Below are 22,015 nucleotides of genomic sequence, written 5' to 3'. Positions count from 1 at the left end.
GCCACCTCAGAAGCGCTTGTGCATCTCCAGGTGCTCCATGCCGGCTTCCTCGAAGACGCCGCCGACCGGCAGGTAGCCGTGCTTCTTGTAGAACTCCAGCGCGTAGAGCTGGGCGTGCAGCATGATGCCGTTGACGCCACGCCGACGCGCCTCTTCCTCGAGGGACGTCAGCAACATGGAGCCCACGCGCGCCTTGCGGTGCGCCTGGAGGACGGCCATGCGGCCAATCTGACCCCACGTGCCTTCCTGGTTCGCCGGAGGCTGCGCCAACATCACCAAGCGCCCCGTGCCGATGGCGTGGCCGCCCTGGTTGGCGATGACGTGGTAGGCGTGCGCGTCCTCGGCGTCGCGCTCGATGCCTTCGGGAACCGCCTGTTCCTCGATGAACACCACCTCGCGGATGGCGAGCGCCTGCATGAGCTCCGCCTCACTCTGAATCTGAGTGATGGTGACGGGCGCGGAAGTATCCGTGGGAGAGGCCATGTCGCGGGCAAGGTACACAAAAGCCCGCGAGGTCAACAGGCGGAAAAAGCACCGGGGAACGCCGGGGTTGCGCCCTGTGGCCCGCCCGCCTGCCGCCACGGGCGGGCCACACGGTGGGTCCGTGCGCCGTGGTAGGCTGCAAGGCGCCATGCGCATCAACCGACTGCTCGCACTCGCCCTGGCCCTGTCGGCCATGCCCGCCACCGCCCAGCCAGAGCTGTTCTTCGGCAATGGTCAGGCCCCCGTCTTCCGCGAGGAGGACCTGGACAAGCGCTTCGCCCGGTCGAAGCTGAACCAGGGGCTCAAGCAGGGGACACAGGATGCCGGCTGCGCCCAGGTGCTCGGGGCCATGCTGACGCTGATGGGTGAAACTGGTGTGCTGCTGCACAAGCGTGATGAGAACTTCATGCTGGACCCGGTGCTGGTCAACGCCCTCAACACCCAGCTCGTCAACCAGCGGTTTCCTGGCAACGCCTTCCTCGTCGCCATGGTGCGGCGCGTGCTCATCGACCGGAAACTGCCCCAGGAGTGGCTGGTGACGGCGCAAGCCCTGGCGCCCTACTACCCGGCCATCGACATGGGCCGGCTTCGCTTCCTCGCCAACGGCGTGCAGCCCCTGGACAGCTTCCTGGTCACCCTGCCCGCCCTGCGGGAGCGCTATGCCCAGGAAGTCCAGCGTGCCACCTCCGTGGGCGCGTCCACCGCCGAGGCCCTCTTCCGCGAGAACTACCTGGACCACGAGGTCGCCTTCGGCGCGCTGGAGCTTGTGGACCTCAAGCTTGAGAAGCCGAAGAAGAAGCGCCTGAAGAAGGACGAGGAGCCGGAAGCCCCGTACATGCTGGCCCGGCTCTTGTGGGTGGAGCCCGAGGCGCCGACGACGGAGCGCTTCGAGTTCAACTTCGGCAAGGCGCCCAAGCGCCCGCGCGTGGAGATCTCCGCGAAGCTGCAGGACACGCAGTACGCGGACCTCAACAAGCTGCTCAAGGGCTCCCGCGTCCTCGTGCGAGGCCGTTTCTGGGAGTACAAGAAGGGCCTGACGTCCATCGAGCTGCGTGACGCGCTGATCTTCCCCGAGCGGGACTGGACGAAGACGCCCTCCCTGGCGGACCCGGCCGCCGTGGCCTCGTGCCCCCTGGCCGTCAACGACCTGACCGGAATTGCGCCCATTCAGCCCGGCGCCTTCGGTACGCACCGCTGACGCGCATCCCACGCCTGGACACCCGTCCACCCGGCGGTACCGCTTTCCAGGGGACGAGCTGAGACTCTTCTCGATGCGGGGGGCTGGCACGCCCCCTGCTCCGCTCCCCGCGCCCACCGCACGAGGGATGCCATGAAGGTCGACAGTCGCGAGCCCACCAGCGGCTTCGGACAGACGAAGTCATCCGCCGACGGAGAGCGCTTCAAGAAGGCGCTCGACGAAGCGGACGCACGCAGCACCCCACCCAGGCCCCAACGATTGGAACCGAGCCCCCGAAGCGCCGCGCGCACGGGCCCCACGCCCCCGCTGCTGGCCCGGGCCTCGGGGCCCGTGCTCACCGCCCAGCGCGGCGCGGTCTCCAGCCCCGAGAGCCTGGGACTCAAGCGGCAGGCGATGAATGTCGAAGTCCAGCGGCTGGGCACCGTCCGAAGCGAGTCCCAGGCCCTGGGCCAGGAGCGCACCGAACACCGGCTCCACGACCTCATCGCCCGCGAGCTGTCGAAGGATCTGCGCCCCACCCTTCCAGTCCAGCCCGAAGCACGGCCGGCTCCCGGGCCACCGCCTCCGGATGAGAAGAGGCCTCTTCAGGAGCCGATGGGCTCGGAGAACGCCACGGCGGTGACGGCGAGCGCGGGAGGCGCACACGGTCCGGCCGAGGAAGCGAACCCCGCCGCACGCGCCGAGGCCGCGATGGCGCTCATCGAGCGCATCGAGGTGTTCGTGAAGTCCCAGCGACCCGCGCTCAGCATGAGCCTCCGCGGGCACCTGGACGCCACGGTGGAGGTCGAACGCACGGGCCCGCGCGAAGTGTCGCTGCGCATCCAGGGCCGGCACCGCCCTGTGGCGGCCGAGGACCTGAGCCGGCTGCGCGACGCCCTGGAATCGCGCGGGTTGAAGCTGAGCTCCCTGCGTACGGAGTAGTCCCCCGCAATGGAGAAGGCCCTCTCGCCGTCGGGCGAAAGGGCCTTCAGGGACACGCGACGGTCCGTGGGTTACGAGCCCGGCGCCGGATCCAGCAGGGAGCGCTTGCCGTCCTTCGACTTGAACTCCTCGGCCTCGGGCAGCGCGGACTTCTTCTCCGCGATGTTGGGCCACTTGGTGGACAGGTCGGCGTTCAGCGCCTTGTATTCCTTCCACTGCTCCGGGAGCTCCGTCTCCGGGAAGATGGCCTTGGTGGGGCACACCGGCTCGCAAGCGCCGCAGTCGATACACTCATCCGGGTGGATGACCAGGAAGTTGGCACCCTCGTAAAAGCAGTTGACTGGGCACACCTCGACACAGTCGGTGTACTTGCACTTGATGCAAGGGTCGGCAACGACGTAGGCCATTGAAAAGTCTCCTCTCGGTTGAAACCAGGCGCGTCCGTGGGCGCGCAGAGTAGTGGTTCGAGCTGACGATGGCACCCTGAATCTGTGCCACCCCTTCGCCGGTAGCGGGGCTCAGCCCACCAAGCCCTGGGCCAACAGCAGCTCGGCCACGAGGATGGCGCCTCGCGCGGCTCCCATCTTGGTGTTGTGCGACACCAGCACGTACTTGAAGCCGTTCTCCAGGACGCCATCCTCGCGGATGCGTCCGACGGTGGTGGCCATACCGCCATGCGTGTCCCGGTCCAAACGGGGCTGGGGTCGGAAGGGATCGTCCAGCACCTCAATCCAGCGCGGTGCGGCGGACGGCAGGTTCCGAGCCAGCTCGGCGCCCTTCCACTCCCGCAGGGCCTGGGTCACTTCGGCCACAGTCGCCTTCTTGTCCAATGAGACGAAGACGGACTCGGTGTGGCCCTCCATCACCGCCACGCGGGTGCAGGTGCAGGACACCCGAACGTCATGCGGCGTGAGGCCGTCCCCCGCTGGACGCAGCGCGCCGAGAATCTTCTTCGTCTCCACCTCGACCTTGTGCTCCTCCTTGGGAATATAGGGGATGACGTTGTCGAGGATGTCCATGCCGATGACGCCCGGCGAGCGGCCAGCGCCGGACATGGCCTGGAGGCTGGTCATCAGCACCGCCTTCACCCCGAAGCGCTCCACCAGCGGCGCCAGCGTCACCGCCAGACCGGTGGTGGTGCAGTTGGGGATGGGGACGATGAAGCCCTTCCAGCCACGCCGGCGCTGCTGCTCCCGGATGAGGGGCGCGTGCGCGGCGTTGACGGGGGGAATCAGCAACGGGACGTCTTCTTCGTATCGGAACGCGCTGGCGGCGGAGAAGACCGGGATGTCCTTCGCCAGCCGAGGCTCCAGCTCGCGTGCCACGTCCGCCTCCACGGCGGAGAAGACCAGGTCGTAATCCTTGGCCTCAAGCGCGTCACCGGCCACCACCTTCATGCCGGCGAGCTCGGCGGGCAGCGGCTCCGGGACGAACCAGGCCGTCATGCCACTCGCCGTTTTCAGCGCCTCCCCATACGTCTTGCCCGCCGAGCGAGGCGAAGCCGCGAGCCCCGTCAGCTCGATGGAGGGGTGATTCTTCAGGGCGGCGATGAATTGCTGTCCGGCGAGTCCAGTGGCACCGATGAGGGCCGCGCGAAGCCTGGCCATGGGGGCGTTTCTCCCGTCTCCAGAGGAGGATGTCGCCGCTCCATAACACCGTTTGACGACGCACCGCACCCACCCTGGTGCTCAGTGGGGCATCGCGGCGACGGGCGCCCGGGTGTGCCGCTCCGTGGGGAAGCCACCTGTGACCCATGCGAGCAGTCCGCCGTCGAGACAGACAGCCTCGCGGCCCTTCATCCGGAGCAGCCGGCAGACACGGCGCGTGTCTCTTCCGTCCGGCGAGCAACCACACAAGACGATGAGTTCGTCGTCCGGGAGCATGTGGTGGTCGCGGGCGATTTCCGCGGACGTCATCCGCAAGGCGCCTGGGATGTGCAGGTCATAACGCTCCCAATCGGCAGCGTCGCGACAGTCGAGGACGAGCACTTCGTCGTCCCCCAGACGCATGTAAAGCTCGGCACAGACGATGATGGGCTCCACGGTGACCTCCGCGGGGTCTCTTCGAGTAACCCGGAGCGCCCAGGGCCTCTTCCCACGCCGCTCCCCCGCCTGCCCTCCACGTGACAGGCGAGGCGCCGTGCCGCACCGCGCCCCCGCCCTACAGGCCGAGCTGCTTGGCGATGATTTCGTTCATCACCTCACTGGTGCCGCCGCCGATGGGCCCCAGCCGCGCGTCACGCCAGTGGCGCTGGATGTCGTACTCCATCATGTAGCCCGCGCCGCCATGGAGCTGGAGACACTCATCCGCCACGCGGCAGCACGTCTCGGTGGCCACCTTCTTCGCCATGGACGTCTGCGCCACCGCCCACTCGCCGGCCACGTGCAGGCGCAGCGCGTGGTAGGTGAGCTGACGCGCCGACTCGCGCGCGGTGAAGAGCTCCGCCAGCTTGTGGCGCACCACCTGGAACTGGTGGAGCGACTGGCCGAAGGCACGCCGTGACTTCACGTGCGCCAGCACCGTCTCCAGCATGTCCTCCATGGCGCCCACCGCGCCCAACGCGAGCGACAGGCGCTCCCACTGGAAGTTGCCCATGATCTGCGCGAAGCCCTGCCCTTCCACGCCGAGCAGGTTCTCCGCGGGCACGCGGCAGTCCTCGAAGAACAGCTCCGCGGTGTCCGAAGCGCGCCAGCCGAGCTTGTCCAGCTTGCGCCCCACGGAGAAGCCCGGCGTGCCCTTCTCCACCACCACCATGGACAGGCCCTTGTGACCCGCGGACGGCTCGGTCTTCACCGCCAGCACCACGAAGTCCGCGCGCACGCCGTTGGTGATGTACGTCTTGGAGCCGTTGAGGACGTAGCTGTCGCCCTCGCGCCGGGCGGTGGTGCGCAGCCCCGCCACGTCCGAGCCCGCGTCCGGTTCGGTGATGCCCAGCGCGCCAATCTTCTCGCCCCGGATGGCGGGGGCCAGCCAGCGGTGCTTCTGCGCGTCCGTGCCGAACTGATGGAGGGGTCCCGTGGAGATGGTGAACTGGGCCCCCAGCCCCGCGGACACACCGCCCGAGCCACAGCGCCCCAGCTCCTCCAGCAACACCGCCTCATACAGCTCCCCCGCGGCCGAGCCCCCGTACTCCACCGGATACTTCAGGCCGAGGAAGCCCAGCTCGCCAAAGCGGGTGAAGAGCTCCCGGGGGAACTCCTCCCGGGCCTCCCACTCCTTCACGAAGGGAAGAATCTCCTTCTCCACCACCGCACGTACCGTGCGACGAAACGCGTCATGCTCCTCCAGGTACAGCCCTTGGCCGTGAAGCATCTTTCGAGCACCTCGTCCTGTCGGGTGTCCGTGCATACACACACCCGGGGTGGAACCTTCTGGTAACGGCATGGTAACGGGACGCATGCACTGCAGGCAGCTGTTGCATCCTTGACCGCGCGGTGGCGGGCTGCGTATAAAGCCGACCCCATCCTCTCGGCGCCATAGCCAAGTGGTAAGGCAAAGGTCTGCAAAACCTTCATTCCCCGGTTCGAATCCGGGTGGCGCCTCAAAGACACAAGGCCCGGTGCGGAAGTCACTCCGCATCGGGCCTTGTCCTTTTCAGGGGCGGAGTGGACGGCTCAGCAGCCGAGCTCCACCGCGCCGATGTCCGGCCCCCCACCGCAGAACGGGATGCCGATGTCGGCGCCCGAGTCCTGCGCCATGGGCCCCGGCGCGAACGCCGCCCCGAGGTCCGCCGAGCCGAGGCGTGAGGTGATGTCTCCCGAGGTGGACTGGTAGGCCGTGAGGTCCACGGGCTTGCCGTCCTTCTTGAACTGGGCGCCCGCTGGGAAGAGGTTGTTGCCCATCTTCATCCCCGGGGCCATCGGGCCCATGTTCACCGCGATGGGGGCTTCCGCGAAGATGTTGTTCTGCACCACCGGGGACTGGGTGGGGCCGCCGGTGCCATGGCCGATGATGAGCGCCGTGGCCGCGCGGGTGACGGTGTTGTTCACCACCCGGGTGCCCTTCGAGTTCTCCAGGCGGATGCCCGTGCCCTCCCCGCCCCCGGCCTCGGTCATGTCGTACACACGGTTGCGGCGGATGACGACGCCGGTGGGCATGGCGCCGTCACGGGTGCCGCCCACCGCGATGCCCTTCGCGCCGTCGTAGATTTCGTTGTCCTCCACCAGCACGTTGCTCGCGGAGTAGTGGATGACGACGACATCCCCCCGCGCCGTGGAGGTCGGGAGGAAGTGGTGCATCCGGTTGTTGCGGATGGTCACCCCGTAGCACGTCTTGATGTCCACGGCGTTCTCGCGGTTGCCGTAGAAGTGGTTGTTCTCCACCAGCAGGTTCTCCGCGGGCGGCAGGTTGCTGAAGCCCTCGGGCCCCAGGCACTGCACGGAGTCACCGGAGTTGTCGTGGATGTCGTTGTTGCGCACGGTGACGTCGCGCGACGTGGGCTGCACCACGACGCCGTGCGAGTCCTCGTTGCCGGTGGTCTTCACGAAGTCGTGGATGTGGTTGTTCTCGATGATGGGCCCGGTGGCGTTGTTGAACGTCGTCACCGCGCCGCCGCCCGTGCCGCCGTGCAGGTCCGAGTTGACGAGCATCGAGCCCGTCACGTCACCCTCGAAAGTGACGGCGAAGGGCGTCTGGCCCTCCATATCGATTTCGAAGCCGTCGATGATCCAATGCGGCTGGCGCACCTGCACCAGCCCGTGCTCGCCGGGGCCCAGGACGATGCGCGGGTTGCCCTCGCCCTGGAGCGTGATTTTCGCGTCGGACGTGCCCGGCTTCGCGTTGTCCCCGATGATGACGCGCTCCGCGTAGGTGCCGGGCAGGACTCGGATGAGCTCCCCCGGGCTGGCCAGGCCGATGGCCTTGTTGAGCGTGCGCAGCGGCTGCGCGGCACTGCCGTCCCCGGCGTCGTTGCCCGACGTGCTCACCACCCACTCACGGGTGTAGACGGGCGCCTCTGCGGCGACGGCCATCGCCGTGGCGTTGACGGCCGGTTGGGGCGAAGGGTCCTCGATGTTCACGTGGTCCGTGTGGTCCGGCAACGCGGCCACCGGAGTCCCCGCCACCGCCTGCACGCCGACGGGCGGACGCGTGGCGAAGGTTCGAGTGGGCGTGGGCGACTCCGCCGGCCCAGGCTCGGGCGTGGGCATGGGGCGAGGGGCCAGCCTCTGAACGGGCACAGGCGTCCCGCCACTGTCGGAGCCCGAGCAGGCCGCCAAGCTCAGCAGGAGCATGCTCGTCGCCAGGAACGTCAGCTTCAGGCAGTTGCCGTGTCGGATTTTCATGAGCAGGGGCAACGCCGGAAGCCCTGTGCGCTATTCATCCCCTCGAGTCCCGACACGTACCAGCCAGCCTGCCCGGCGGGCGCACGACGAACGGTCCGTGACAGCGTGGAGGTGCGACAGTACGGTGTCGCCCCCCGTGCGCCACGCCGTCACACAGCTTCTCGCCGCCGTCCTGCTCTCCGCCTGCGTGGCCTCGAAACCCGCGGCTGACAGTCCCCGTGCATCCGCGACCGGGCCGGCCGTCGTGTCATCGTCCGAGGCCACGTCAGGCCCACAGGACAGCGAAGCGGGCGCGACCGGCGCGGACGCATCGGCGCCTGGACCGGAGACCTTGGGCACGCCCGGAGCGTCGTCTGGCGCGACCGGCAGCGCACCTGCTACCGCGCCCGACGGCCACGAGGCACCGTCACCGGGCACGGAGCCGCCGCCGCTAGAGGACCCGCTGGCGCAGGGGATTCCCACGCCGGGAGACCTCAAGCGCCTGGACTTCCGTGGGGGTGAGCCTCGCGTCCCCGTGCGCCTGATGGAGGGCCGGGACGAGGTCACCTTCTCTCCGCGAGGCCGGATGCGCCTGCGCTTCGGAGGGCCCGACGAGAAGATGCTCGACGCCGCAGCGGGCACGCGCTGGACGGTCCGGGTGACGCAGGGGAGCCCGGCGGTGCTGTCCGCGCGCGTGCAACTGGCTGAGTTCCGCATGGCCGACCGCGCAGGGCTCCAGGCGGCGCTGGCGTCATGGCGTGAGAAGGGGCTCGCGGTCCGGGCCCAGGTCCTGGGCTCCGTCTACGGCATCGCTGGCAAGGTCATCGACAACCGGCGCACCCTGCTGCTGGTGGACGAGGTCCTCACGCCCGAGGCCGCCGGCCGCAAGCAGGCAGAGCTGCTGCGCAGCCACGGCGTCCAGACGACGCTCTTTGAAGAGGTGCGCACGCCCTCCAAGGCCATCCTGGAGGTGCGCGACGAGGCGGGCGTCGTCGTGGGCATGGCCCAGGACCGGCTGGACGCGGAGACGCCCGACGGCGCGGGCTTCGACGTGCGCCAGGTCGAATATGGCGTGGGCTACGACTTCCACGGATTCGAGGACCGCACCTTCCGGGGCGCGCTCCAGCTCGTCGTGGACCGTTCGGGCCGACTGGCGGTGGTGAACGTCGTTCCCCTGGAGGACCTGCTCAAGGGCCTGGTCCCCGCGGAAATCTTCGCCCGCGCCCACTCGGAGGCGCTCAAGGCCCAGGCCGTCACCGCGCGCGGCGAGGTGCTGGCGAAGGTGGGCATCAAGCACCTGGCGGACCCCTACCTCCTATGCTCGGAGCAACACTGCGCCGTCTACCGGGGCCGCACCGGTGAGGCCGCCAGCACCACCGCCGCGGTGGAGGCCACCCGGGGCGAGGGCCTCTTCAGCGAGGACGGCCGCCTGGTGGACTCCGTCTACAGCGCCGTCTGCGGCGGCCACACCGAGGACAACGACGTGGTGTGGGGCGGGCCTCCGGACCCCAGCCTGCGTGGCCGCCCGGACGTCATCGGCCCCGTGGGCGCCCATCCCCTGCCCGCCAGCCTGGAGCGCTGGCTGACGACCGCCCACCTCCCGGCGGCCTGCCGGCTGTCCAGCTTCGCGCAGCCCAGCAAGTTCCGGTGGGAGAAGCGCTTCACGGCCGAGCAGGTGGACACCCGCCTGAAGCGCCTGGGCGTGGGGCACGTCCAGGCCCTGGCGCTGACGGACCGGGGCGTCTCCGGCCGCGCGGCCGTGCTGACCGTGTCCGGCGACAAGGGGGCCACCCAGGTGCGCGGCGAGCTCAACATCCGCCGCCTGTTCGGCATGCTCAACAGCAGCATGGCGGTGGTGGAGGCCGAGCGGGACGCCGGGGGCCGGCTCACCGGCTGGCTTTTCCGTGGCGGGGGCTGGGGGCACGGCGTAGGAATGTGCCAGACGGGCGCCATTGGCCGGGCGGAGGCCGGGCAGCGCTACCAGGACATCCTCCGTCACTACTTCAACGGTGCCGAGGTGGCCCCCATCTATTGAGGCTGGGAGGGGTTATCCTTCAAACCCGTGCGCGGCCCGCGAATCGACCTGCCCTTTCACCTGTTCAGCCGCGAACGCGACGGGACTAGTCCGCCCGTTCGGAGGTTTATCATCCCGCCGTGAGCACGGGTTCTCCAACAAACTGGCGCCGCCGGAGGCGGCAGGGGTCGTCCGCGGGGCGTTTCGCCGCGGCGATTGCGCTCGCCCTGCTCCTCCATGCCGTCTACGTGGGAACCCTGCTGCTGACGAGTTCGTTCCAGGGCGACGGGAAGGCACGCAAGCAGGTGACGCGGCCCACCTCCGTGGCCGTGCGTCCGCTCACCGCCGACCAATGGGCGAAGAACCGCGGCAAGGCCTCCCCCCAGACGAAGTCCCAGACGTCGGAGCGTCCCAAGGCCCAGGACAAGAAGCCGGAGGAGAAGAAGCCCGACGAGACACCCAAGGGGCAGGTGGTGGACGTCGCGCCCGGCAACGACGAAGTGGACCCGAACGCGAAGTACCTCGCGGAGAGCAACAACCGCGTGGACAAGGAGACGCGCGCGCGGGAGCAGACGCCCTTCTACCGGAACGCCATGCCCCAGCGGACGGCGCCGCAGAATCAAGAAGGCCAGAATACGGACGCGCAGACGCCGCCGCGCATGGCCGGCAACAACGGCATGGGCAACGACGACCGGCCCGTGTCCCTGGGTGGCCAGAAGCCCGCCTTCGAGATTCCGGACGCCCGAAAGAAGAACGAGGTGGCGATGAAGACGGACCCGACGTCGCCGGGTCCGGGCATGACGGTGAACAACCAGAACGAGAGCGACGAGGTGGTGGGCAACTCCAAGCGCCTCAACATCCAGCCCGGCACCGGCGGAGAGGAAGCTGGCTCCACGGGCCGCGCGGGCGCGCCGGGGCTGGCGTCACTGACGCCGTCGCGCGCCGTCATGGACAAGGTCCTGGGCGCCGCGCCCAACGACCACCTGCAGGACGCCGAGGAAGGCGATGGCACCCTCCTCAACACGCGTGAGTGGAAGTACGCCAGCTTCTTCAACCGCGTGAAGCAGAGCGTGGGCATGCACTGGAACCCCAACGAGCAGCTGCGCCGGAGAGACCCCACCGGTGGCATCTACACGGGGCGGGACCGGTACACGCTGCTGCAAATCACGCTCGACGAGCGCGGCCAGGTGACGGACATCCAGGTGGAGAAGAGCAGCGGGCTCGACTTCCTCGACTTCGAGGCAGTGTCGTCCTTCAAACGCGCGCAGCCCTTCCCCAACCCGCCGCCCGGCCTGCTGTCGGATGACGCCAAGGTGAAGTTCCAGTTCGGCTTCTTCATGGAGATGGGCGGCGGCCCGAAGATGCGGCTGTTCCGCCAGCCCAACTGAGCACGCACTGAAGTACCGTGCGGCCCCGTGGAAGCAACGACGCTCACCGACAGAAACCTCGCGCAGCAGGAGCGGAACCGGAAGGTCCGCAGGGTGCTGCTGGGCATCCTCGTGGCCAACTGGGTGGTGGCCAGCGCCAAGCTGCTCTTCGGAATGCTCAGCCAGTCCGCGGCGGTGACGGCGGACGGGCTGCACTCGTTCATCGACGGCGGCTCCAACGTGCTGGGGCTGGTGGCCATGGGCGTGGCGTCACGCCCGGCGGACGAGGACCACCCCTACGGCCACGGCAAGTTCGAGGCGCTCGCGTCGCTGGGCATTGGCGCGATGATTGGCGTGGGCATGCTGGAGCTGGGGCGCATGGCGCTCGACTCGGTGCTCAACGACAAGCATCCGCAGGTGACGGGCACCATGGCGGCCGTCATGGCCTTCACCCTGGTGGTGAACATGGTGGTGACACGGGTGGAGCGGTACTACGGGCGCAAGTACAAGAGCTCCCTGCTGCTCGCGGACGCGAGCCACACGATGTCCGACGTCTACGTCACCCTCGCGGTGCTGAGCTCCCTGCTGCTGGTGTGGCTGGGCTACCCGCGCGCGGATGGGCTGATTGCGCTGGCCGTGATGGTGTTCGTGGCCTGGGTGGCCTACGGCATCGTCCGGCAGGCGGTGGGCATCCTCTCCGACACGGCGCGCCTGGACCCAGACGAGGTGAAGCGGCACACGCTGGCAGTGCCGGGCGTGCGCTCCTGCCGCGACGTGCGCAGCCGCGGCATGGAGGAGAGCGTCTACGTGGACCTCAAAATCGAGGTGGACCCGCAGCTCACCACCGCGCAGGCCCATGAAGTGGCAGACCGGGTGGAGCGCACGCTGCAAGGCGCCTATCCCCAGGTGGTGGACGTGGTGGTCCACGTGGAGCCGGACCGCGCCGCACTGGCCACGCCCGCGTAAAGACGAAGGCCGCCTCCCCGACAAGGGAGACGGCCCAGGGCATCACCCGATGCGCGGGAGGCGTCAGGCCGTGGCGGCCTTCGGCTCCGGCGACATGTAGTCCTCGATGGGCGGGCACGAGCAGACCAGCTTCCGGTCACCGAGGACGCTGTTGAGCCGGCCCACGGAGGGCCAGAACTTGTTGTCGCGGACCCACGGCGTGGGGAACACGGCCTGCTCGCGCGAGTAGGGACGGTTCCACTCCGGCGCGGCGACGACACGCGCGGTGTGCGGGGCGTGCTTGAGGACATTGTTGTCCTTGGGCATGCGGCCCTCCTCGATGTCCCGAATCTCCTGACGGATGGCGATCATCGCGTCGCAGAAACGGTCCAGCTCCGCCTTGGACTCGCTCTCCGTCGGCTCAATCATGAGCGTGCCCGCCACCGGGAAGGACACGGTGGGCGCGTGGAAGCCGTAGTCCATGAGCCGCTTGGCCACGTCCTCCACCTCCACGCCCGCCGTCTTCTTGAGCGGACGCAGGTCGACGATGCACTCGTGCGCCACCTTGCCGCGCTTGCCCCGGTACAGCACCGGGTAGTGGGCGTTGAGCCGCTCGGCGACGTAGTTGGCGTTGAGGATGGCCAGCTTGGTGGCCTGGGTGAGGCCCTCGCCGCCCATCATCGCGATGTACATCCAGGAGATGAGCAGGATGCTCGCGCTGCCCCACGGCGCCGCGGAGATGGCGCCAATGGCCTCCGAGCCGCCCGTCTGGATGACGGGGTGCCCCGGCAGGAACTTCACCAGGTGGCTGGCCACGCAGATGGGGCCCATGCCCGGGCCGCCGCCGCCGTGCGGGATGCAGAACGTCTTGTGCAGATTGATGTGGCACACGTCCGCGCCCACCAACCCGGGCGAGGTGAGGCCCACCTGCGCGTTGAGGTTGGCGCCGTCCATGTACACCTGGCCGCCGCGCTCGTGGACGATGGCGCAGATTTCGCGAATCTCCTCCTCGAACACGCCGTGGGTGGACGGGTACGTCACCATCAGCGCGGCGAGCGCGTCCTTGTGCGCCTCCGCCTTCGCGCGCAGGTCATCCAGGTCGATGTTGCCGTTCTCATCGCACTTGGTGACGACGACCTTGTAGCCGGCCATCACCGCCGAAGCCGGGTTGGTGCCGTGCGCGGAGGAGGGAATCAAGCACACGTCCCGGTGCCCCTGGCCGCGGCTCTGGTGGTACGCGCGGATGACGAGCAGGCCCGCGTACTCCCCCTGGCTTCCGGCGTTGGGCTGGAGCGAGCAACCCGCGAAGCCCGTCACCTGCGTCAGCATCTGCTCCAGCTGCTCGAAGATGACCTTGTAGCCAGCCGCCTGCGAGGTGGGCGCGAACGGGTGCAGCCGCCCGAACTGGGGCCACGTCACCGGAATCATCTCCGCGGTGGCGTTGAGCTTCATGGTGCAGCTGCCCAGCGGAATCATCGAGTGCGTGAGGGACAGGTCCTTCGCCTCGAGCCGCCGGATGTAGCGCAGCATCTCCGTCTCGGAGTGGTAGCTGTTGAAGACGGGGTGCGTGAGGTACGCGCTCGAGCGGCGCAGCGCCTGCGACACGGCGCTCTCCACGCCGTCCCCCACCAGGTCCGCCAACACCGGCGCGGAGGACTTGCCGGTGCCGGTGGCGAAGGCCGCCAGGATGTCCTCCACGTCCGCGGGCCGCGTCGTCTCGTCCAGGGACACGCCCAGCGTCTTCTCGTCGATGCGGCGGAAGTTCATCCGCGCCGCCTCGGCGGCTCCCAGCACCGCGCGCACATGCGCGGCCGACAGCTCCACGCGCAGCGTGTCGAAGTACTGGTCGTGCTTCAGCTTGAGGCCCAGCTTCGCCAGCCCGCGCGCCAGCAGCACGGTGAGGCCGTGCACGCGCTCGGCGATGGCCTTCAGCCCGGAGGGGCCGTGGTAGACGGCATACATGCTGGCGATGACGGCCAGCAGCACCTGCGCGGTGCAGATGTTGCTCGTCGCCTTCTCGCGGCGGATGTGCTGCTCACGCGTCTGGAGCGCCATGCGCAGCGCGCGGCGTCCCTGCGCGTCCTCAGACACGCCGATGATGCGGCCGGGCATGACGCGGGTGTACGCGTTCTTCGTGGCGAAGTAGCCCGCGTGCGGGCCGCCGTAGCCCATGGGCACGCCGAAGCGTTGGGCGCTGCCCACCGCCACGTCCGCGCCGAACTCACCTGGCGGCGTCAGCAGCGTCAGGCTGAGCAGGTCCGCGGCCACCACGAACAGGCCGCCCGCGGCGTGCACCTGCTCGCCGAAGGCCCGGTAGTCATGCACCGCGCCGTCGGTGGTCGGGTACTGCACCAGCGCGCCCACGAACTTCTTCGAGCTCAAGTCCACCGTGCGGTGGTCGCCCACCACCACCTCCACGCCCAGCGGCTGGGCGCGGGTGCGCACCACGTCCACCGTCTGCGGGTGGCAGCCGTCGGAGACGAAGAAGGCCGCGCCGGACTCCTCGCCCTTCTGGTGCACGGCCAGGGCCAGGGCCATGGCCTCGGCGGCGGCGGTGCCTTCATCCAGCAGCGAGGCGTTGGCCACCTCCAGCCCCGTCAGGTCCATGACCAGCGTCTGGAAGTTGAGCAGCGCCTCCAGCCGGCCCTGCGCAATCTCCGCCTGGTAGGGCGTGTACTGGGTGTACCAGCCCGGGTTCTGGAAGACGTTGCGGAGGATGACGTTCGGCGTGTGCGTGTCGTGGTAGCCCATGCCGATGAAGGACCGGAACACCTGGTTCTTCGCGGCGATGGCCTCCAAGGCCGCCAGCAGTTCGTGCTCGCCGCGCGCGGTCGCGAGCTTCAGCGGCTCCTTGGCGCGGATGGCGGGCGGGACGGCCTGGTCGATGAAGGCATCGAGCGAGTCCACGCCCAGCGCGGACAGCAGCTGCTTCAGCTCGGTGTCATCCGGACCATTGTGACGGCCGGCAAACGGCTCCTGGTACTTCCAGTTCAAGGACATGGCTTTGTGGCTCGCAGGCGAGTCGTGCGTCGAGAAGTCGAGGACCGTCCCTAACAACCAGTCCCCGGCCCTTCACTCTCAGCTGTTCTGGAGCAGGGCGGTGTACGCGGCGGCGTCCAGGAGTCCGTCCACCTGCTTGGGGTCCGAGGGCTCGATTTCCACAATCCAGCCCGCACCGTAGGGGTCGGTGTTCACGGTGGAGGGGTTGTCCGACAGCCCGTCGTTCACCTTCACCACCTTGCCCGTCAGCGGCGAGTACAGCTCCGACACCGCCTTGGTGGACTCGATGACGCCGAACTGCTTGCCCTCCGTCACCGTGGAGCCCACCTTGGGCAGCTCCACGTAGACCACGTCGCCCAGGGACTCCTGCGCGTGCTGCGTGACGCCCACCACCACCGAGGTGCCCTGGACGCGGGCCCACTCGTGCTCACGGGTGTACTTCAGGTCGCCGGGGATGTTGTCGGCCATGTCGTTGCTCCTGGTTGGAACGGGAATGCTTCAGGGCTTCTTGTAGAACGGGGTCTTCACCACCACGGCGGGCACCGCGCGGCCGCGGATGTCCACGTCGAAGGTGGAGCCCTCCGCGGACAGCTCGGTGGGCACGTAGCCGATGCCAATGGCCTTCTTCACGGTGGGGCCCATGGTGCCGCTGGTCACCTCCCCCACCGGCGCGCCGTCCTTGAGGATGGCGTAGCCGTGGCGCGGAATGCCGCCGCCGGTCAGCTCGAAGCCCACCAGCTTGCGCTTCACGCCCGCGGCCTTCTGCGCCGCCAGCGCTTCCTTGCCAATGAAGGCCGCCTTGTCGAGCTTGACGATCCACCCCAGCCCGGCCTCCAGCGCGGTGTGCTGGTCGTCGATGTCGTTGCCGTAGAGCGCGTACTTCATCTCCGTGCGGAGGCTGTCACGGGCGCCCAGGCCACACGGCTTCACGCCGTCCTGCTGGCCTTCGGTGAGCAGCGCGTCCCACAGGGCCACCGCGTCCCCGGCCGCGCTGTACAGCTCGAAGCCGTCCTCGCCGGTGTAGCCGGTGCGGGAGATGAGGCACTTCACCCCGGCGACCTCGCCCTCGGCGAAGCGGTAGGTGCCAATCTTCGACAGGTCCGTCTTCGTCAGGCGCTGGATCAGGCCGGTGGCCTTGGGACCCTGCACGGCAATCTGCGCGTAGTCGTCGCTCCGGTCCACGGGGGCCACACCCTTGGCGTGCGTCTTCATCCACGCGACGTCCTTCTCCCGGTTGCTGGAGTTGACGCAGATGAGGATGCGCTCGGGGCTGAAGCGGTAGGCGACCACATCGTCCACGAAGGTGCCCCGCTCGTCGAGCAAGCCCGCATACAGCGCCTGCCCGTCCGCGATGCGGGCCAGGTCGTTGGAGATGAGCGCGTTGACCGTGTCCAGGGCGCCGGGGCCGGAGAACTCCACCTCCCCCATGTGGGAGACGTCGAACAGGCCGACGCCGGTGCGCACGGCCTCATGCTCGCCGATGACGGAGCTGTACTGGACGGGCATGTCCCAGCCAGCGAAGTCGACCATCCGGGCCCCCAGCTTGCGGTGTGCCGCGTTGAGGGGCGTTTGCCGGGCCATCTTCATTCTCCTGGAGGGGTGTGGAAAACGGCGCGGACTATAGCCGCGAGACTTGCCCGATCAAGGACGACGCGGAGCGTCTACACTGGGGCCGACATGAAGATTCGTAATCGGTTGAATCCTTCCGACCCGTGCTTCTCCTTCGAGTTCTTCCCGCCCCGGACGGACGAGGGCGAGGCGAACCTGCTCAAGGCGCTGGAAGACCTGGCGACCCTGCAGCCGGGTTTCGTCTCCGTGACGGAAGGCGCGGGAGGCAGCACTCGGGCGAAGACGGTGGAGTTGGTGCTGCGCATCAAGCAGGAGGCGGGCATCGAGGCGATGGCGCACCTGACATGCGGGGGGCACTCCCCGGCGGAGCTGCGCACCGTGCTGGAGCGCCTGTCGGCCGCGAAGGTGGACAACATCCTGGTGCTGCGCGGAGACCCACCCAAGGGCCAGACAGTCTTCGAGCCCGCGCCCGGGGGTTTCCGCTACGCATCGGAGATGGTGCGATTCATCCGAGAAGAGGATTTCAACTTCTGCCTCGGGGGAGCGTGCTATCCGGAGGGCCACGTGGAGACGCCCTCCCGTGACGACGACCTGCGTCATCTCAAGGCCAAGGTGGATGCCGGCCTGGACTTCGTGGTGACGCAGCTCTTCTTCGACAACGCGTTCTACTTCGACTTCGTGGAGCGGGCGCGCCGCGCGGGCATCAACGTCCCCATCGTCCCCGGCATCATGCCCATCACCAACTACGAGCAGATCCAACGATTCACGCGCCTGTGCGGAGCCACCGTGCCCATGCGCCTGGCGTTGCAGCTCGAGCGGGTGAAGGACAACCCGGAGGCCATGGCCCAGCTCGGCGTGGCCCATGCGACGGTGCAGTGCATGGAGCTGCTGTCGCGCGGCGTGCCTGGCATCCACTTCTACACGCTCAACAAGTCCCCGGCGACGCGGATGATCGTGAGCGCACTGCGAGCCCGTTCATGAGTGGTCCTGGAATCCAGCTTCCCCCAAGCGACCCGCGTAGCAAGGTCCTCAACATCATCCGTCCGCCCGCCTTCTTCCTGCTGTGCGTGGGCGTGCTGAACGTCATCTACAACATCGCCGGTTTCGTGCTGGCGGCGCTGAAGGTGACCTCGCCCTTCGTCCCCGCGGGCGCGGAGGCGTCCACGCTGGAGCTGTCACCCACGCTGGCGCTGATGCTGCTGGTGGGCATCCTCTGCGGGGTGCTGTCCGCCTGGGGCGCCATCAGCGCGCTCAACCTGAAGGGCTACGGACTGGCCACGGTGGGCGGCATCACCGCGCTCTACATCCTGTCTCCCGGCTGCGTCATTGGCGTCCCGGTGGCCGTGTGGATGCTCTTCACCTTGCGTCGCGACGGGGTTCGCGAAGCCTTCCAGGCCTGAGCGTTCAAAACGCGGCGGTTGGAGCGTCGGCCAACCGCCGTGAATTGATGTTCAGGCCACACCGCCCGCGGCCACGCCTCCTGGCATCTGGAGCCCGGCGCTCCCTCTGACGCAGCGCCCACTCTGTTCACCAATGGTGCTCCCCCTGCCCCGGGGTTGCAGCGGTGCGGGCTTTCACACTTTCTCGGTTTCCCTCACTTTCGTAGCCACACAGGAGGGGCGCGCACGTCGAGTGCCGCCTCGCAGCGCAGGGGTGGCCATGATTGCGTTTGAGGTCGAGCGGGGAACGCCTGAACCTTTGACGGAGCTGGCTCGGCGGCTGAGCCGCGCGGAGGAGAAGGACCGCGCCCGGGGCATGTTCTTCCTGGGAGCGCTGGACGTGGTCCGGAAGGAGGCGGGGAAGCCGCCGCGGCGCGGTGCCGGCGGCCTCGCGCGAGCGCGCCTTCGTGCCCTTCTTCCTGTACCCCATCACCAGCTTCCTGCGGCTGTCCTTCAGCGCCGCGGGGTTGCTGGCGCCGCGGCTGGGCGGCTTCGAGGCGGCCATGCGGACCATTGGCGCCCGGTCCGCGCAGGACTTCCTGAGCACGGTGGTGGGGCGCAGCTTCCTGGCGTTGTCCGGTGGCTGCCCGCGCCGGCTCGTCAGCAACCTGCCGTCCGGCTACAGCACCGCCGTCAGCTACGGCGAGCGGGACGTGGAGTGGATGGGCGAGCGCCAGGGCCGCCTCACCATGTTCCGCGACTTCATGCCGCACAGCTACCACGAGGGCGTGCTGCGCGCGGCGCTGGCCGCCATTGGCGCCCGCGACACGCACATCCGTGGGCGTGCCACGGGTCTGCTGGATGGCGAGTACGAGGTGTCCTGGAGCTAGAGGGCGGCCTCGGCGGCGGGGCAACCCGCCGGGAGGCAGAGGGTGAAGACGCTGCCCTCCCCTTCCCGGCTCTCCACGCGCAGGGTGCCGCCGTGCTGCCGCACCGTGCTGGCCACCACCGACAGTCCCAGGCCCGTGCCCGCGGGCTTCGTCGTGAAGAGCGGCTCGAAGATGCGCTCCTGCATCGCCTCCGGGATGCCCATGCCGTTGTCGGACACGCGGATGATGAAGGCGCTGCCATTGCCGCCTTCCGCGAACACGTCCACCCGGCCCAGACGGCCCGCGGGCATGGCCTCCACCGCGTTCTGCACCAGGTTGATGAGCACCTTGCGCAGCAGCTCCCGGTCCACCCAGGGCGACTCCAGCGAGAGGGGGACACTGTTCTGGATGCGCACGCCTTCGCGGCCCGGCACCACGTCCAGCACCTCCTCCATCAACGCGTGCAGCGAGCAGGGCCGCAGCTCCAGCGGACGCTCGCGGGCGAAGTCGAGCAGCTCGGAGGAGATGCGTGAACACACCGCCAGCTCGCGCTCGATGATTTCCAGGAAGCGCTGGAGCCGCTGGTCCGCCAGCGTCACGTCCAGCTTGCGCAGGTGACGGACGACCACGGCGTTGGCGGTGCGGGCCGCGGCCAGCGGGTTGCGCAGCTCGTGGCTCACCGTCGCCGTCATCCGCCCCACCGCCGCCAGCTTCTCCACCCGCGCGGCCTGCTCACGGTAGGAGCTCATCTCCCGGCGCACGCGTGCCAGCGCATGCTCATGGTCCACGCGCTCGTTCGCGTACGCGCCCTCCAGCAACACCTGCTGCACCGCCACGCGCCGCATCTCCCCCAGCGTCTCGCGGCACGCAATCACCAGCACCCCGTTGACGAACACCATCCAGAAGGAGTGTTCCAGGAAGCGCCACCACGCGGGATTCGACACGCCGAAGATGGACTCCGGCCACCAGATGCCGCGCAGGCAGTGCTCCAGCACCGCCGTGGCGGTGGCGGTCGCCATCACCGCCGGGTCCCGGTAGAAGGCCAGGAAGGCCAGCGAGCCGAACACATAGAAGTGCGTTTCGATGCGGCCGCCCGTCAGGTGGATGAAGAGCGCGGCCCAGAGCATCTGCGCGACCGCCACCACGTGCCGCGTGACGACGTCCCCGGCCCGCAGCCGCACCAGCACCAGCGGAAAGGCGGACAGCAGGCCCCCCAGCACCACCGCCACGTGCAGATGGGGATGCACCACCCGCGACGTCCCCTGCCAGGCGAAGGGCGACAGCACCGCCGCCACCGCGATGGCGACCAGCCACTGCCCCACCATCAGCACGGCGAAGCGAGAGTCCACCCGCCGTCGCACAGCCTCCAGGTGCTCGCCGAGCAGTGCCTCCACCCGCACCTCCAGCGCGTCGACCCCACGTGTGAGCACCATGTTGCCGGAAGTCTCCGTTGACACGGTACCCTCCGTCCGCACGTTCTCCCCGCGTGTATGGCCGAATCGCCCCCGAAGCACAGGCGCGCCCACATCCTGGTCAATCATTGCGTGACTCACCCCGGCCATACCGGCCCCCCCGGATGAGTCGCCATCCTATCCCCTTACACACCCCTGGCAATCCAAACTTGTCGGAATAAGCAGACTGTTCCAACAAAAACATGCAACTTGCCCTCGGGGCTCGTTGATGACGGTGTGAAACACACCGTCACCCGCTCGTTCCATCGACAGGGATTGAACAAGCGTCGAACAACCGAGGCATGTGTCAGGGGGTAGGCATGGTGTCCATCATCCGCTGCCCCGAAGGGGCCAGCAACACGCACACGGGCTGACACTGGGCGGGCGTGGGCGGGCCAGCGTCCGCCCCCTGTGTCTCCGAGGTCGGCACGGCGCTCACACAGACCTGGTCGCTGCCCGGCACGACACTCGCCAAACGCGCGGGCCCGCTCAGGGTCCATGTCTGCATCTGTGGGGACAAAGCCGGGTCAAGCTCACCGCACGGCGCACTTGAGCAACTTCTGCAACATGGGATGTAACAACTCGCCCCCGCGCAACGACTCACGCCAACGCGCCGGGATGCCATTCACGCCGTGGATGAGCCCGGCGATACCTCCCGCCACCGCCGCGGTGGTGTCGGTATCCCGGCCCAGGCGCACCGCGGCCTTCACCACCTGCGCGTAGGTGTCGTGCTCGACCACGCACTGGCGCGCGGAGCGCAGGCAATCCACCACGTAGCCCGTGCCCGTGCCTCGAATCGCCTCCCAGCCCGGCGGCAGGACATGCGTGTCCAGTTCAGTGCGAGCCTCGAAGCCTTCGGGATACAGCTTGCGGAACGTCTCCACCGCGTCCGTCCATGCATCCGAAGCACGCGCGCCCTGGAGGATGCGGCGGGCCCACAAGCAATACAGCGCACAGCACACCTGGGAGCGCATGTGTCCATGCGTGACGCGAGACTGAGTCATCGCGTCCGAGGCGAGCTTCGCGTCATGGCCTGAATGCCAGAGCGCCAATGGCAGCACGCGCATCAACGAGCCATTGCCATTGTCTCGTTCTCCCTTGGGGCCGGCCATCAGCGCGGGCGTCCCTGCGTGGACCAAGGCCAGGGCCGTGCGTGTCTGGATGCCCACGTCGAACACCTGGCCATCCACCGCGAGGTAGCCCCACTCCAGCCAGTTCACCAAACGGCGGCCCAGGTCTTCTGGGTCCAATCGACCCTGGAAGAGCAACGAGTCCAGCAGGCACAGCGCATGCGCGCCATCATCGGACCAGGTCCCCGGCGGAACCCCGTCATGCGCGCGCTGGAAGCCCTCGGGCGGCTGGAAGTCGATGGCCTCGGGCGGTGGAATCCGCTCGGGTGCGTGGAACTCGTAGGGCACGCCCAAGGCATCCCCCACCAGCAATCCGTAGATTCCCCCGGCGATCTGCTCCTCGCGACTCGGCATGGTGTTGCCTCCCCCACGGTGAGGCGAAGCACGCTAGGACAACGCCCGAGCGCGCGTACAGCGGACGCACGCCG

18 protein-coding genes, 1 tRNA gene and 1 pseudogene are annotated in these 22,015 nt (G+C 68.7%); 9 read left to right on the top strand and 11 right to left on the bottom strand.

The window, feature by feature from the left end; translation table 11 throughout:
* Positions 1–6 precede the first annotated feature (6 nt).
* Positions 7–483, bottom strand: a complete 477-nt coding sequence (locus tag QEG98_RS16100; protein WP_090492980.1) for a GNAT family N-acetyltransferase — start codon at positions 481–483, stop codon at positions 7–9.
* 148 nt (positions 484–631) lie between these two features.
* On the opposite strand from QEG98_RS16100, the gene QEG98_RS16095 reads away from it, so the two are divergent.
* Both QEG98_RS16095 and QEG98_RS16090 read left to right on the top strand, forming a co-directional pair.
* The gene (locus QEG98_RS16095) at positions 632–1,681 is read left to right on the top strand and encodes a hypothetical protein (protein ID WP_316567301.1); all 1,050 of its coding nucleotides are present in this window, start codon (positions 632–634) and stop codon (positions 1,679–1,681) included.
* Between the two features lie 132 nt (positions 1,682–1,813).
* The gene (locus tag QEG98_RS16090; RefSeq protein WP_316567300.1) at positions 1,814–2,602 is read left to right on the top strand and encodes a hypothetical protein; all 789 of its coding nucleotides are present in this window, start codon (positions 1,814–1,816) and stop codon (positions 2,600–2,602) included.
* Positions 2,603–2,673: 71 nt separating this feature from the next.
* On the opposite strand, the gene fdxA is transcribed toward QEG98_RS16090, so the two are convergent.
* The 4 genes from fdxA to QEG98_RS16070 form a co-directional block, all read right to left on the bottom strand.
* A complete protein-coding gene (gene fdxA / locus QEG98_RS16085) occupies positions 2,674–3,009 on the bottom strand; it encodes a ferredoxin FdxA (protein WP_011553106.1) in 336 nt (111 codons plus the stop codon).
* 111 nt (positions 3,010–3,120) lie between these two features.
* Entirely contained in the window at positions 3,121–4,209 is a 1,089-nt protein-coding gene (gene asd, locus QEG98_RS16080; protein WP_316567299.1) for an aspartate-semialdehyde dehydrogenase, read from the bottom strand.
* An 81-nt stretch (positions 4,210–4,290) separates the two neighbouring features.
* The gene (locus tag QEG98_RS16075; RefSeq protein WP_090492971.1) at positions 4,291–4,644 is read right to left on the bottom strand and encodes a rhodanese-like domain-containing protein; all 354 of its coding nucleotides are present in this window, start codon (positions 4,642–4,644) and stop codon (positions 4,291–4,293) included.
* Positions 4,645–4,762: 118 nt separating this feature from the next.
* Positions 4,763–5,914, bottom strand: a complete 1,152-nt coding sequence (locus QEG98_RS16070; protein ID WP_316567298.1) for an acyl-CoA dehydrogenase family protein — start codon at positions 5,912–5,914, stop codon at positions 4,763–4,765.
* A gap of 158 nt (positions 5,915–6,072) precedes the next feature.
* On the opposite strand from QEG98_RS16070, the gene QEG98_RS16065 reads away from it, so the two are divergent.
* A tRNA-Cys gene (locus QEG98_RS16065) sits at positions 6,073–6,144 on the top strand.
* Between the two features lie 72 nt (positions 6,145–6,216).
* Here QEG98_RS16065 and QEG98_RS16060 read toward each other — a convergent pair.
* On the bottom strand, positions 6,217–7,896 hold the full coding sequence (locus tag QEG98_RS16060; RefSeq protein ID WP_316567297.1) for a nitrous oxide reductase family maturation protein NosD: 1,680 nt from the start codon (positions 7,894–7,896) through the stop codon (positions 6,217–6,219).
* Positions 7,897–7,981: 85 nt separating this feature from the next.
* On the opposite strand from QEG98_RS16060, the gene QEG98_RS16055 reads away from it, so the two are divergent.
* The 3 genes from QEG98_RS16055 to QEG98_RS16045 all read left to right on the top strand — a co-directional run bounded on the left by QEG98_RS16055 (position 7,982) and on the right by QEG98_RS16045 (position 12,210).
* The gene (locus QEG98_RS16055) at positions 7,982–9,898 is read left to right on the top strand and encodes a SpoIID/LytB domain-containing protein (protein ID WP_316567296.1); all 1,917 of its coding nucleotides are present in this window, start codon (positions 7,982–7,984) and stop codon (positions 9,896–9,898) included.
* A 119-nt stretch (positions 9,899–10,017) separates the two neighbouring features.
* A complete protein-coding gene (locus tag QEG98_RS16050; protein ID WP_316567295.1) occupies positions 10,018–11,265 on the top strand; it encodes an energy transducer TonB in 1,248 nt (415 codons plus the stop codon).
* Between the two features lie 27 nt (positions 11,266–11,292).
* Positions 11,293–12,210: a cation diffusion facilitator family transporter gene (locus QEG98_RS16045; protein WP_316567294.1), complete on the top strand. Its 918-nt coding sequence runs from the start codon at positions 11,293–11,295 to the stop codon at positions 12,208–12,210.
* Between the two features lie 63 nt (positions 12,211–12,273).
* On the opposite strand, the gene gcvP is transcribed toward QEG98_RS16045, so the two are convergent.
* The 3 genes from gcvP to gcvT all read right to left on the bottom strand — a co-directional run bounded on the left by gcvP (position 12,274) and on the right by gcvT (position 16,770).
* Positions 12,274–15,189, bottom strand: coding sequence for an aminomethyl-transferring glycine dehydrogenase (gcvP, locus tag QEG98_RS16040; RefSeq protein WP_316567293.1), 2,916 nt, complete (start codon positions 15,187–15,189; stop codon positions 12,274–12,276).
* Positions 15,190–15,267: 78 nt separating this feature from the next.
* Entirely contained in the window at positions 15,268–15,657 is a 390-nt protein-coding gene (gene gcvH, locus QEG98_RS16035; RefSeq protein WP_090492958.1) for a glycine cleavage system protein GcvH, read from the bottom strand.
* A 30-nt stretch (positions 15,658–15,687) separates the two neighbouring features.
* Positions 15,688–16,770, bottom strand: a complete 1,083-nt coding sequence (gcvT, locus tag QEG98_RS16030) for a glycine cleavage system aminomethyltransferase GcvT (RefSeq protein ID WP_316567292.1) — start codon at positions 16,768–16,770, stop codon at positions 15,688–15,690.
* A gap of 96 nt (positions 16,771–16,866) precedes the next feature.
* Here gcvT and metF point away from each other — a divergent pair, with 96 nt between their 5' ends.
* The 3 genes and pseudogenes from metF to QEG98_RS16015 all read left to right on the top strand — a co-directional run bounded on the left by metF (position 16,867) and on the right by QEG98_RS16015 (position 19,027).
* Complete coding sequence (gene metF, locus QEG98_RS16025) at positions 16,867–17,739, top strand: methylenetetrahydrofolate reductase [NAD(P)H] (RefSeq protein WP_090492954.1); 873 nt, start codon at positions 16,867–16,869, stop codon at positions 17,737–17,739.
* Complete coding sequence (locus QEG98_RS16020) at positions 17,736–18,158, top strand: hypothetical protein (RefSeq protein ID WP_140862291.1); 423 nt, start codon at positions 17,736–17,738, stop codon at positions 18,156–18,158. The genes metF and QEG98_RS16020 overlap by 4 nt, the downstream gene beginning before the upstream one ends.
* Positions 18,159–18,417: 259 nt before the next feature.
* Positions 18,418–19,027: pseudogene (locus tag QEG98_RS16015) on the top strand (DUF2378 family protein).
* On the opposite strand, the gene QEG98_RS16010 reads toward QEG98_RS16015, so the two are convergent.
* Both QEG98_RS16010 and QEG98_RS16005 read right to left on the bottom strand, forming a co-directional pair.
* Positions 19,024–20,547 carry a sensor histidine kinase gene (locus tag QEG98_RS16010; protein WP_316567290.1) on the bottom strand — a complete coding sequence of 508 codons (1,524 nt, stop codon included), beginning with the start codon at positions 20,545–20,547 and terminating at the stop codon, positions 19,024–19,026. The pseudogene QEG98_RS16015 and the gene QEG98_RS16010 overlap by 4 nt on opposite strands.
* Positions 20,548–20,990: 443 nt before the next feature.
* Positions 20,991–21,941: an ADP-ribosylglycohydrolase family protein gene (locus QEG98_RS16005; RefSeq protein ID WP_316567289.1), complete on the bottom strand. Its 951-nt coding sequence runs from the start codon at positions 21,939–21,941 to the stop codon at positions 20,991–20,993.
* Between the last annotated feature and the right edge of the window lie 74 nt (positions 21,942–22,015).

Source organism: Myxococcus sp. MxC21-1 (assembly GCF_032612255.1).
In the GTDB taxonomy this organism is placed as follows: Bacteria; Myxococcota; Myxococcia; order Myxococcales; family Myxococcaceae; genus Myxococcus; species Myxococcus virescens.
The sequence above is the reverse complement of the archived record's forward strand: the minus strand, read 5'-3'. Positions and strand labels throughout refer to the sequence as shown.

Coding starts and splice junctions, on each gene's coding strand:
- QEG98_RS16090 (WP_316567300.1), top strand. CDS start 1,814: ATGAAGGTCGACAGTCGCGAGCCCACCAGCGGCTTCGGACAGACGAAG.
- QEG98_RS16100 (WP_090492980.1), bottom strand. CDS start 483: ATGGCCTCTCCCACGGATACTTCCGCGCCCGTCACCATCACTCAGATT.
- QEG98_RS16070 (WP_316567298.1), bottom strand. CDS start 5,914: ATGCTTCACGGCCAAGGGCTGTACCTGGAGGAGCATGACGCGTTTCGT.
- gcvT (WP_316567292.1), bottom strand. CDS start 16,770: ATGGCCCGGCAAACGCCCCTCAACGCGGCACACCGCAAGCTGGGGGCC.
- gcvH (WP_090492958.1), bottom strand. CDS start 15,657: ATGGCCGACAACATCCCCGGCGACCTGAAGTACACCCGTGAGCACGAG.
- QEG98_RS16010 (WP_316567290.1), bottom strand. CDS start 20,547: ATGATTGACCAGGATGTGGGCGCGCCTGTGCTTCGGGGGCGATTCGGC.
- QEG98_RS16020 (WP_140862291.1), top strand. CDS start 17,736: ATGAGTGGTCCTGGAATCCAGCTTCCCCCAAGCGACCCGCGTAGCAAG.
- QEG98_RS16095 (WP_316567301.1), top strand. CDS start 632: ATGCGCATCAACCGACTGCTCGCACTCGCCCTGGCCCTGTCGGCCATG.
- metF (WP_090492954.1), top strand. CDS start 16,867: ATGAAGATTCGTAATCGGTTGAATCCTTCCGACCCGTGCTTCTCCTTC.
- gcvP (WP_316567293.1), bottom strand. CDS start 15,189: ATGTCCTTGAACTGGAAGTACCAGGAGCCGTTTGCCGGCCGTCACAAT.
- QEG98_RS16005 (WP_316567289.1), bottom strand. CDS start 21,941: ATGCCGAGTCGCGAGGAGCAGATCGCCGGGGGAATCTACGGATTGCTG.
- asd (WP_316567299.1), bottom strand. CDS start 4,209: ATGGCCAGGCTTCGCGCGGCCCTCATCGGTGCCACTGGACTCGCCGGA.
- fdxA (WP_011553106.1), bottom strand. CDS start 3,009: ATGGCCTACGTCGTTGCCGACCCTTGCATCAAGTGCAAGTACACCGAC.